This is a genomic window from Bradyrhizobium ferriligni, from assembly GCF_056837965.1.
In genome coordinates this window covers 44,192-54,954 of the sequence record NZ_JBXEJO010000066.1, presented here as the reverse complement: position 1 = coordinate 54,954, position 10,763 = coordinate 44,192, and the positions used below count along the sequence as shown (strand labels likewise).

At 64.5% G+C, this 10,763-nt stretch carries 13 protein-coding genes; 7 read left to right on the top strand and 6 right to left on the bottom strand.

Going from position 1 to position 10,763, the window contains the following annotated elements; genetic code table 11:
• The first annotated feature begins 253 nt into the window (after positions 1 to 253).
• A complete protein-coding gene (locus AC1VNY_RS31935; protein WP_028341123.1) occupies positions 254 to 1,243 on the top strand; it encodes a tripartite tricarboxylate transporter substrate binding protein in 990 nt (329 codons plus the stop codon).
• A gap of 140 nt (positions 1,244 to 1,383) precedes the next feature.
• Positions 1,384 to 1,764, top strand: coding sequence for a hypothetical protein (locus AC1VNY_RS31930; RefSeq protein WP_304557512.1), 381 nt, complete (start codon positions 1,384 to 1,386; stop codon positions 1,762 to 1,764).
• Here AC1VNY_RS31930 and AC1VNY_RS31925 read toward each other — a convergent pair.
• From AC1VNY_RS31925 to AC1VNY_RS31910, 4 genes are read right to left on the bottom strand one after another with little or no spacing between them, the layout of a single operon-like run.
• Positions 1,761 to 2,234 carry a YbaK/EbsC family protein gene (locus AC1VNY_RS31925; protein ID WP_482408147.1) on the bottom strand — a complete coding sequence of 158 codons (474 nt, stop codon included), beginning with the start codon at positions 2,232 to 2,234 and terminating at the stop codon, positions 1,761 to 1,763. The genes AC1VNY_RS31930 and AC1VNY_RS31925 overlap by 4 nt on opposite strands.
• Before the next feature lie 5 nt (positions 2,235 to 2,239).
• A complete protein-coding gene (locus tag AC1VNY_RS31920) occupies positions 2,240 to 2,983 on the bottom strand; it encodes a haloacid dehalogenase type II (RefSeq protein WP_482408146.1) in 744 nt (247 codons plus the stop codon).
• Positions 2,980 to 3,819, bottom strand: a complete 840-nt coding sequence (locus AC1VNY_RS31915) for a dienelactone hydrolase family protein (RefSeq protein WP_482408145.1) — start codon at positions 3,817 to 3,819, stop codon at positions 2,980 to 2,982. Before AC1VNY_RS31915 ends, AC1VNY_RS31920 begins: the two co-directional genes overlap by 4 nt.
• Before the next feature lie 36 nt (positions 3,820 to 3,855).
• Positions 3,856 to 4,740 carry an amidohydrolase family protein gene (locus tag AC1VNY_RS31910; protein WP_482408144.1) on the bottom strand — a complete coding sequence of 295 codons (885 nt, stop codon included), beginning with the start codon at positions 4,738 to 4,740 and terminating at the stop codon, positions 3,856 to 3,858.
• Positions 4,741 to 5,200: 460 nt separating this feature from the next.
• On the opposite strand from AC1VNY_RS31910, the gene ykgO reads away from it, so the two are divergent.
• Together ykgO and AC1VNY_RS31900 are read left to right on the top strand one after the other, a co-directional pair.
• On the top strand, positions 5,201 to 5,326 hold the full coding sequence (gene ykgO, locus AC1VNY_RS31905; RefSeq protein WP_002718645.1) for a type B 50S ribosomal protein L36: 126 nt from the start codon (positions 5,201 to 5,203) through the stop codon (positions 5,324 to 5,326).
• 123 nt (positions 5,327 to 5,449) lie between these two features.
• Positions 5,450 to 6,118, top strand: coding sequence for a tetratricopeptide repeat protein (locus tag AC1VNY_RS31900; protein WP_482408143.1), 669 nt, complete (start codon positions 5,450 to 5,452; stop codon positions 6,116 to 6,118).
• A 97-nt stretch (positions 6,119 to 6,215) separates the two neighbouring features.
• Here AC1VNY_RS31900 and AC1VNY_RS31895 read toward each other — a convergent pair whose 3' ends face one another.
• A complete protein-coding gene (locus AC1VNY_RS31895; protein ID WP_304498727.1) occupies positions 6,216 to 6,392 on the bottom strand; it encodes a hypothetical protein in 177 nt (58 codons plus the stop codon).
• 363 nt (positions 6,393 to 6,755) lie between these two features.
• Here AC1VNY_RS31895 and AC1VNY_RS31890 point away from each other — a divergent pair, with 363 nt between their 5' ends.
• From AC1VNY_RS31890 to poxB, 3 genes are all read left to right on the top strand, one after another.
• Complete coding sequence (locus AC1VNY_RS31890; protein WP_482408148.1) at positions 6,756 to 7,196, top strand: PEGA domain-containing protein; 441 nt, start codon at positions 6,756 to 6,758, stop codon at positions 7,194 to 7,196.
• 142 nt (positions 7,197 to 7,338) lie between these two features.
• Entirely contained in the window at positions 7,339 to 8,301 is a 963-nt protein-coding gene (locus AC1VNY_RS31885) for an alpha/beta fold hydrolase (RefSeq protein ID WP_482408142.1), read from the top strand.
• Between the two features lie 110 nt (positions 8,302 to 8,411).
• Positions 8,412 to 10,148 (top strand): ubiquinone-dependent pyruvate dehydrogenase, encoded by a 1,737-nt coding sequence (gene poxB, locus AC1VNY_RS31880; protein ID WP_482408141.1) that lies wholly within the window; start codon positions 8,412 to 8,414, stop codon positions 10,146 to 10,148.
• A gap of 137 nt (positions 10,149 to 10,285) precedes the next feature.
• Here poxB and cycA read toward each other — a convergent pair whose 3' ends face one another.
• Positions 10,286 to 10,678: a cytochrome c-550 CycA gene (gene cycA, locus AC1VNY_RS31875; RefSeq protein ID WP_018269764.1), complete on the bottom strand. Its 393-nt coding sequence runs from the start codon at positions 10,676 to 10,678 to the stop codon at positions 10,286 to 10,288.
• Positions 10,679 to 10,763 lie beyond the last annotated feature (85 nt).

The window sequence follows — 10,763 nt, the reverse complement described above, 5'->3', positions numbered from 1 at the left end:
ACCCCAACCCTCCCCCGCAAGCGGGAGAGGGGGCGCACCGCCTTTGCGACTGCCACTTGGCCTAATTCCGTCAACCGCTAGGACCTGACCCAGCAGGCCTCGATCTTCTTCGTTAGTCAGTCCGCGTCGGATGCGGCAGCGGGACGCTTGAGATGCGCGTCCCGCTCCTGCACCATGCGACCAACCGCGGCTCTGACCGCGGCATCGCGATCGGCTGCGATCGCCAAGAAAGATGACTGGGGAGAAACTCTCGATGAACCGCCGCGAACTCCTGCGCGCCGCTGCCGCATTGCCGCTTGCGCAGACTGCGCTCGCCAACTCCGCGTTTGCGCAAGGCGCCTATCCCAACCGCAACATCACGATGATCGTGCCGTTTCCGGCCGGCGGCCAGGCCGACCTTGCGGCACGGCCGGTGGCGCTCGCGCTGGAGCGCATCCTCGGTAAGCCTGTGATCGTCGACAATCGCGCCGGCGGAGCAGGCGGATCGATCGGCAATGCACAGGCCGCGCGCGCCGAGCCAGACGGCTATACGCTGCTGATGACACTGTCCTCGCTCGCAGTGCTGCCGGAAGCCGACCGGCTGTTCGATCGTCCGGTTGCCTACGAGGTGTCGCAGTTCGCGCCGGTCGCGCGCGTGCTCGCCGACCCGACGCTGCTGGCGGTGCCGGCCTCGGCGCCGTGGACGTCGCTGCAGGAATTCGTCGACGACGCGAAGAAACGCCCGGGACAGATCCCTTACGGCTCGTCCGGTCCGTACGGCACGCTGCATGTCGCGATGGAGATGTTCGCGGCGAGCGCAGGGATAAAGCTGCTGCACGTGCCGTTCCGCGGCGCGGGCCCGGCGCTCACCGCGCTGCTTTCCGGCACCGTGCAGGCATTGGCGTCGGCGCCGGGCACGCTCAAGCAGCAGGTCGAGGACGGCAAGATGCGCGTGCTCGCCAATTGGGGCGCCGAACGGATCGCGAGCTTCCCCGATCTGCCGACCTTCAAGGAACTCGGCTACAAGGACGTCGAGTTCTACATCTGGGCGGGACTGTTCGCGCAGTCAGCGCTGCCGATGCCGATCATGGACCGGCTGCGCGCGGCGATGGCCGATGCCGTGAAGGCGCCGGAGGTGATCAAGACCTTCGAAACCGCGGGCAGTCCGGTCGCCTATATGGACGCGCCGGCGTTCTCAAAATTTGTTGCAGACGACAGCGCGCGGTTGATCGCTGCGGTGAAAAAGATCGGGAAGGTCGAATAGGTCCCTCCGGGACAAACTCTCTTCACTTTTAGTTGTCCGCGTGAACGATCCTTGGCCGCATTCATTGGGCAGCTTTGGAGCAAATCGCGGCGCGGGAACTTGCGCGCGCGGGCCAACATCTGGAACTACGGGAGCCCGACATGCGATCGCAGCGGATCGTCCTGAGCCTTGCCATAGCGATCGGCGGAGCTGCCACGGCAACGGCCGCGGTCGCCGAGGAGTATCGGGGAACCTGGGAACAGCAGATGGCGTGCACACCGGACGTGTGGCGGCTTTGCAGCGACCAGGTGCCCGACGTGCAGCGCATCGTGGCTTGCCTGCGTCAGAACACGCCGCAACTTTCCAACAGTTGTCGTGCCGTGTTCGAATCGAACGCACAACAGCAGCAGACACAAGGTCGGGCCCAACAGCCGCAAATGCAGGGTCGTGCGCCGCAGCAGCCGCAGATGCAGCAGCGGCCGCGTGCACCACAGCCGGTGCAGCCGGCGCCATCGCGGCCACCGTTCGACGATGAGGACTAGTTCTCGGGTCTGACTTCGCAGACGTCGACCCATTCGGCTGCGGTTAGCTCCGCCATCCTGTGGGGCGTGATGCGGACCGCGCTGTGGGTCGAGCCCGCCGCCGGCACCACGACATCGAATGCCTTCAGCGATACGTCGCAATAGACCGGCAGCGGCGTCTTCAGCCCGAACGGGCAGACGCCGCCGACCTCGTGACCGGTGATGTCGGCGACCTCGTCGAGGCCGAGCATCTTCGGCTTGCCGCCGAACGCCGCCTTGACCTTCTTGTTGTCCATGCGCGACGTCCCGGCGGCGACGATCAGCACCACGCGGTCGCCGACCCGCAGGCTCAACGTCTTGGCGATCCGCGCCGGCTCGACGCCATAGGCCTCCGCCGCCAGCACGACGGTCGCTGAGCTCGTGGTGGATTCGATCACGGAGATTTCGGGCGCCTTCTCGGCGAAGAAGGCGCGGACAGACTCGAGACTCATGTTGTTCAGGACCTTGCAGACACCAGGGCGGGAAGTTCGGAGAGACTGTGGATCCGGTGATCGGGCACGACGCCGAGCTCGTCCATCTGGGTACGCAGCGCCTTGAACATCGTCAATGGCGCGACCGTCTCGCTTTCGACGCAGGCCAGCGCCATCGCTTCCGGCGTCACCCGTTCGATCCATGCGACGTTGAGGCCGAACGACTTGGCACCGCAGGCGTCCCACGGATTGGAGGAAATGAACAGCACCTCCGCCGGCGGTACTTTCAGCACCTCCTCGATCAGCGTGTAGGCCTCCGGCGCCGGCTTGAACACCTTGTGGGCATCGACGCTGATGGTCGCATCGAGCACGCGGTCGAGTCCCGAATTGCGCACCAGCGCATTCAGCATGTCGGGGCTGCCGTTGGAGAGGATCGCAAGCTTCTTGTCCTTCATCGCCTCGAGCGCGGCGACCGCATCCGGATACAGCGCCAGATGCTGATACTTGTCGATGATGCGGGCGAAGGTCGCCGCGTCATATTGCAGGCCGAGGCAGCGCAGCGTGTAGGTGAGGGAGTCGCGAGTTACGCCGGCGAAATCCTGGTAGCGCCGCATCAGCGAACGCAGCCAGCTATATTCGAGCTGCTTGATGCGCCAAATCTGCGTGATGATGTCGCCGTAGCCGGGGAACGCATCCTCGGTGACGTCGGCCACCGACTGGACGTCGTAGAGTGTGCCGTAGGCGTCGAAGACGATTGCCTTGATGGTCATTGTGATCTCTCTTGCCCGCCGATTGTCGCATACAGGAATTTCCTGAGTGCGTCGATGGATTGATCCCTGGCTACCTCGTTGAATTCGAAGTGATGACCGAGCATCTGCACCGGCGTGCTGTAATGCGGCACGTCGAAACCGTGATAGGCGCCGGGATAGACGATCAGCTCGATCGGATGTCCCGCACGATTCTGCCGGGAGATGCCGTAGTCGTCGCGGCCTTCGGCCAGGGTCCGGCACTCCTTGGCCGGCGTCCAGTCGTCGAGCTCGCCGACCATGATCAGCGTCGGCACCGTCATGTCGCCCTTGATGCTGAGGCAGGGCGGGTAGAACGCGACGGCCGCGCGGAATTTCTCTGCCGCGTTATGTTCGATCGCGCCACGCTCGACCGAGAGCAGGGCGAGCCAGGCGCCTTGCGAGAACCCGACCACCGCGACGCGATCGGGATCGACCGCCGATTGCCGCGCGAGATAACTCAGCGCACGATAGGCGTCATGGACGGTTGCGGCCGGCGCGCCGCCCGTGCAGGCGCTGGTGATGCCGCGCGGCCCGAACCGGTCGACCGTGAGCGTGACATAGCCCCAGGCCGCCAGCCGCTTGCCCCAGCGCTCGTCGAGTTGCTTGAAGAAGCCGCCGCAGCCGTGCAGCAGCACCACGGCGGGCGAAGGGCCCGGTCCATCGGGTGTTCGCAGATAACCCTGCAGTGGCTGCGCACTTGCAAGCGGGCTCTCGAATTCGACGAACGCGGCCGGCTGCCCGGCGCGTGCCGCGCAGCAGAGTTCTGCGCTTCCGATCAGGAGTGCGGAGAGGGTGGCAAGTCCGGTGAAGTTCGTCATGAACCACCTCCGAAGCTTGCCGCCGACAATACTCCCTTAGATGCCCAAAATCTTCCGCGCGTTGGCCTTCAGGACCTTCGGCCGGATCTCGTCGCGGATGTCGAGCTTGGCGAAATCGGCGAGCCAGCGGTCCGGCGTGATCACCGGCCAGTCCGAGCCGAACAGCATCTTGTCCTGCAGGATCGAGTTGATGTAGCGCACCAGGATCGGCGGGAAGTATTTCGGCGACCAGCCGGAGAGGTCGATATAGACGTTCGGCTTGTGGGTCGCGACAGACAGCGCCTCTTCCTGCCAGGGGAAGGAGGGATGCGCGAGGATGATCTTGAGGTCGGGGAAATCGGCCGCGACATCGTCCATGTACATCGGGTTGGAATATTTCAGCCGCATCCCCATGCCGCCTGGCATGCCGGAGCCGACGCCGGTCTGGCCGGTGTGGAACAGCGCGATCGCGCCGCCGTCATTGATGGCTTCATAGAGCGGGTAGGCCATGCGGTCGTTGGCGTAGAAGCCCTGCATGGTCGGGTGGAATTTGAAGCCGCGGACGCCGTATTCCTCGATCAGCTTGCGTGCCTCGCGGACGCCGAGCTTGCCCTTGTGCGGATCGATCGAGACGAACGGGATCAGCACGTCGAGATGGTCGGAGGCGACCTCGAGCATTTCGTAATTGTTGTAGCGGCGGAAGCCAGTCTCGCGCTCGGCGTCGACCGGGAAGATCACCGCGGCGATGTTCTTGGCGCGGTAGTAGGCGGCGGTCTCCGGCACGGTCGGCGGATGCTTGTGCGGCGACTTGAAGTAGTCGGCCATCTGCGCCTGGAAGTCGTCATAGCCGTCGTCGCCATGCATGCCGCACGGCTCCTCGGCATGGGTGTGGATGTCGATCGCGGTGACCATTTCGATGTCGGGCAGTTTGAGCTTGGGCATTCGGCTTCCCCGGCGGCGTGTTCATTGGTGATGGAAAATAATTATATGATATAACGATTTTCGCAAGCGCCGAGGAGTTGAAGGATTCTGGCCGCGCGCGGAGCTCAATCCGGCGCGAGGTCCGGTCGGGGCGGGCGCGAGGAGGACGAAATCGCGATTCGGGCGGCCGTGGCGCCACCGTCAAGGGAGGACGGCGGGTCGCCTCTTTGGCTCGGATAATAGTGGCCGTCGCTGTTTCCGGAGCGATCTCAAGGGTGTGGCTCGGTGCCTCGCGCGGGTTCCAAGCCAGGATGGGCCCGAAAATCGGCCCGTCTCGGTTGACATTTAACGGTCCGATGGCTTAGAACGCGGCCGTCCCGGGCGGCAGGCCGCTTATCGGGATAAATCCCATTTTGCCAAATATTGGCATTGATCAGGTACGGCCTCCAACACGGGCCTTTCGAAGTAACAGGATTGTCCCATGAAGGTCCGTAACTCGCTCAAGTCGCTGCGCGGCCGCCATCGCAACAACCGTCTGGTTCGCCGCAAGGGCCGCGTCTACGTGATCAACAAGGTCCAGCGCCGCTTCAAGGCGCGCCAGGGCTGATCCGCTAAGGCTGATTGACCAGGCTGATCCCGCCCGGATCGCCGGCCGATTCCGATCCTTCCTTCACAGGTCTTTGACGCCGCGCTGCTTTGCAGTGCGGCGTTGTACGTCTAGACTTCGGCCATGGGATTAAAGCTCGGATTCAAGTTCCTGGGGCCCACCAACCGCCGGCTGGCGATCTTGATCGCCGCGCTTCTGGCCATGCCTGTTGCGGCCGTCGCGCAGGACGATCCGCGGGTGGTCCCGCCGCCCAAGGCCCAGAAAAAACTACCTGAAGCTCCGACCAAGCTGCCGAAGGTGCCGGCTGACCGCAGCCGCGGGCTGGATTTCCTGTTCGGCGCCCTGAAGGCCGCGCCCGACGAGGACAGCGCCCGCCATGTCGAGGCGCGGATCTGGGCGCTGTGGCTGCAAACCCCGAGCGATACCGCGGCGCTCTTGATGGTGCGCGCCAAGGCGGCGATCGACGCCCAGAATGTCGATGTCGCGCTGAAGCTGCTGGACGCGGTGATCAAGCTCCGCCCCGACTATGTCGAGGCCTGGAACCGGCGTGCGACGATTTACTATTTGAAGAACGATTACGTTCGTTCGCTGGGAGACCTGCAGCAGGTGCTGACCCGCGAACCCCGCCATTTCGGCGCGCTGGCGGGCGTCGGCATGATCATGCAGGACATGGGCGACGACAAGCGCGCGCTCGACGCCTTCCGCAAGGCGCTGGCTGTCGATCCCTACCTCGAGAAGGTGCCGCAGATCGTCAAGCAGCTGACCGAAAAGGTCGAAGGCCGCGATATCTGATTGCGTGCGATTGATCGCGATCGTGGGGCGATGGCCGCGAATGGGCGCGTTGCTCACGAGCCTGATGCTCGCTCGCGATACCGTCCGGCGCAGGAGGCTAGTGCAAGAACTTGCCGCGGGACGCGGTGTCCTGGGCTATGGCAGCATAGAATTGCTGAAGCTCCGCCTCCAGGTGCTCATTCACCAGCAACAGTGCCTTCAGGGCGCCGCGCAGGTCGCCATTGCAGCTCGCCACGATCTGATCGATGGCCGCATCGCTAGGGTCGGAAATCATGGTACTCCTCCGATTACTTCCCGTTGAACTCGTCATGCGGACGCGGGTTCCTGTGGATACTGTGTACAAGCCTGGAAGCGTTCCAGTAGCGTCCCGGTGTCGATGAAGCCTCGCGTCTGATGGCGAAAATGCCACCGCCAATCTATGAAATGACTAATGACGCAGGTATGAACCCGCTATCCACAGGCTAGGCGCATTGTGGACAACTCCGCGCCCGTGCGCGGGACTGGCACGCCCAATTGGCCCATGGCCACGCCAAGAACGGCCTTCGAAGCCCAACCAAGCAATACCATTAGGCTAAAGGTTGATTGCCCTCGCCCACAAGTTGCGACACAACGCGACTGGCTGGGGGAAGACAATTTTATGAAATCGATTTTTGCTGCGGCGCTTTGCGTCGCATTGGGCGGCTGCGCGTCAGTGACACGCGGTACAACTGAGACCATCTCAATCGCATCAACGCCGGCCGGCGCGACAGCCGACATCGCAGGATTGGAGATACCGACCGCCTGCGTCACGCCGTGCGCGATTCAGGCCAAGCGCAACGCGGATATTGTCGTTACGATCAGCAAGGAAGGCTATCAATCGCAGATCATCCCGCTGACCAAGGACATCAGCGGATCCGGCGGTGCAGGTTTCGCCGGAAATCTGTTGCTTGGCGGCATTGTCGGCATGGGAGTCGACGCTGCGACCGGGGCGGCGCTCGATCACAAGCCCAATCCCGTGATCGTGACATTGCAGCCCACGACGCCTCCGCCACCGCCGCCACGTCCGCCAAGACGTCGGGAGTCGAAGCCCGTCTCGTAGAGGCGCTGGCTCCATTGTCGCGCTGAAGCAATATATCGGCTCGGCCGACATTGGACTTGCGGCTCCAAAGCGGGATAGCATCGAAACCGGCTCGTACCTCCACCGTAGCTCCTCGGTGCGCAGGATTATCCGGATCGTCTTGATGCTCGCTTTGATCGTCGTGCTGGCGGTAGCCGGGCTGGCGCTGGCCTTGGCGACACAGCTCGGCGCCCTGCTGATCCAGCGCGCCTTTCCGCCGCAGGGGCGAATGATCGATGTAGCCGGGGCGCGGCTGCATGTGGTCGAACTCGGCCCGCGCGACGCGGTCGGGCCGCCCGTCGTGATGCTGCATGGCGCAAGCTCCAATCTGCGCGCGATGCAGCCGCTCGGCGATCGCGTTGCCAAAGCGCGCCGGGTGATCCTGATCGACCGGCCGGGCCACGGCTGGAGCACGCGCGAGCGCGTCGCGGATTCGACGCCCGCGATCCAGGGCCGGATGATCGTGGAGGCGCTGACCAGGCTCGGCGTCGAGCGGGCGATCGTGGTGGCGCATTCCTGGGCCGGCGCGCTTGCCTTGCGCATTGCGCTGGATCATCCGGATCGCGTCGCCGGCCTCGTGCTGCTCGCGCCTGTCGCCTATCCCTGGCGCGGCGGCGCCGGACGCTACAATGACGTGATTGCGACACCACTGATCGGGCCGCTGCTCGCGCACACGATCACGCTGCCGCTCGGTCTCCTCATTGCCAGTTCGGCTGTGCGCGGCGTGTTCGCGCCGCAGCCGATACCGGCTGATTTCGTCCGCGACAGCGAGGCATTGCTGCTGCTGCGTCCGCGCGAGTTCATCGCCAATGCGCGCGACCTCGTCACGCTGAAGGCCGCCGTCGTCGAACAGGCCCCGCGCTATGCCGAGATCAGGGCGCCGCTGTCAATCATTTCGGGCGACGTCGACAAGACGGTCTCGACCGGCATCCACTCGCGGCCGCTCGCCGCATCGGCGCCGAACGCGAAGCTGATCGTGCTGCCGGGTGTCGGCCACATGGTGCAGTACATCGTGCCCGATCTCCTGGCGTCCGAGATCGAGACAATGGCCGACCTGATGGTGCGGGACGTGGTGACGGCGCAATAGCTGCCGCACGTTTGCGCCGCGCGAATGTGATCCGGCAAGGCTTGCGCCGCCGCGTGGCGCCGAACATCATGCGGCTCACCGGTTTCGGATTGCAGCAAAGGACACGTCTCATGCGGATCGACAACATTGCCGACCTCATCGCTGAAACCCTTGCCCAGGCCGGCGTCAAGCGCATCTACGGCGTCGTCGGTGACAGCCTCAACGGCCTGACCGAGGCGTTGCGCAAGCGCGGCACGATCGATTGGCTGCATGTGCGTCACGAGGAGGTGGCCGCGTTCGCCGCCGCCGCCGAATCCCAGATCACGGGCGCGCTCGCGGTGTGCGCGGGCTCCTGCGGCCCGGGCAATCTCCATCTCATCAACGGCCTGTTCGACGCGCATCGCAGCCGCACGCCGGTGCTGGCGATCGCGGCGCAGATTCCCTCCGCTGAAATCGGCGGCGGCTATTTCCAGGAGACCCATCCGCAGGACCTGTTTCGCGAATGCAGCCATTATTGCGAACTGGTGTCGGATCCGGCGCAACTGCCCTACATGCTGGAGAACGCGATCCGCGCCGCGGTCGGCAAGCGCGGCGTCGCCGTATTGGTGCTGCCCGGCGACGTCGCGATGCGCGCGGCGCCGAAGCGCGACATCGCGCCGAATGCCGGCCTGCTGCCGCCGGCGCCGGTCGTGCGTCCGGCCGACGCCGAGTTGAATGCGCTGGCGGCGCTGCTCAATGGCGCGCGGCGCGTCACGCTGTTCTGCGGCCGCGGCTGCGCCGGCGCGCATGACGGCTTGATCAAGCTTGCCGAGACGCTGAAGAGCCCGATCGTGCACGCGCTCGGCGGCAAGGAATATGTCGAATACGACAACCCCTACGACGTCGGCATGACCGGCTTCATCGGCTTCTCCTCTGGCTATGCCGCCATGCACGGCTGCGACGTACTGCTGATGCTGGGCACCGATTTTCCCTACAAGCAGTTCTTCCCGACCGGCATCAACATCGCGCAGGTCGATATCCGCCCCGAAAATCTCGGCCGCCGCTGCAAGCTCGATCTCGGCATCGTCGGTGACGTCGGCGAGACCATCGCCGCGCTGCTGCCGAAGCTCCATGTGAAGACCGACCGCAAGCATCTCGATGCCAGCCTCGCGCATTACAAGGACGCCCGCGCCGGGCTCGACGAGCTCGCCCGCGGCAAGCCGGGCCAAAAGCCGATCCATCCGCAATATCTGGCCCGCCTGCTCAGCGAGCAGGCGAGCGAGGATGCGGTGTTCACGGCCGATGTCGGCACGCCGACGATCTGGGCCGCGCGCTATCTGAAAATGAACGGCCGCCGCCGTCTGGTCGGCTCGTGGGTGCACGGCTCGATGGCCAATGCGATGGCGCATGCGATCGGGGCGCAGGCGGCGCAGCCCGGCCGGCAGGTGGTGTCGATGTCCGGCGACGGCGGCTTTGCCATGCTGATGGGCGATTTGATCACGCTGACCCAGGCCAAGCTGCCGGTGAAGGTCGTGATCTTCAACAACAGCGTGCTCGGCTTCGTCGCGCTGGAGATGAAGGCCGCCGGCTTCATCGAGACCGGGGTCGATCTGAAGAATCCGGATTTCGCGGCGATGGCCCGCGCCATGGGCATTCACGGCGTCAGGGTGGAGGATCCCGGCGAGCTCGAGGGCGCGATCCGCGACGTGCTCGCGCATGACGGCCCGGCGGTGCTCGACGTCGTGACCGCGACGCAGGAACTGTCGATGCCGCCGACCATCACGCTGGAGCAGGTGAAGGGATTCAGCCTGTGGGTGCTGCGCGCGGTGATGAGCGGCCGCGGCGACGAGGTGGTCGATCTCGCCAAGACCAATCTGTTGCCGCGCTGATCGCGGCGGCCAGGCATGATCCGGAAAAAGTGCGTAATCAGAGAGCCAGAACGGGATGGCGTTTCGAAGAAAAGCCATCCCCGTTCTAACGTCCGCCCCGGCATTGGCGCCGGGCGGACGGCGACCGATACCGCCGATTACTTCTGCTTGCCGTCCTTGTCGAACGACGAGACATAGGCCCAGAGGTTGTTGGCCTCGTTCTCGTTCTTGATGCCGGCGAATGCCATCTTGGTGCCGGGGATCTTGGCCTTCGGATCCTTGATGTATTCGAGGAAGGTTTCCTTGTTCCAGGTGATGCCGGAATTCTTGTTGGCATCGGAATAATTGTAGTCCGGCGCGGAGCCGGAATGGCGGCCGTCGAGGCCGTTGAGCTCGGGGCCGACCTTGTTCTTGGCGCCTTCGCCGATTGCGTGGCAGGCGAGGCATTTATTGAACGAGGTCTTGCCGGCGGCGGCATCCTGCGCCAGCGCGGAGGATGCGGAAGCCAGCGATGTGACGACCGCCAGCGCGCTCAAGGTCTTTAGGTTCATGGGGTTCTCTTCGTTTCGTCCCGGGAGGTAATGATCGTTTGTGGCATGTCCGGCTTGGACAGGACAAGCCACGAAACTTTGACAG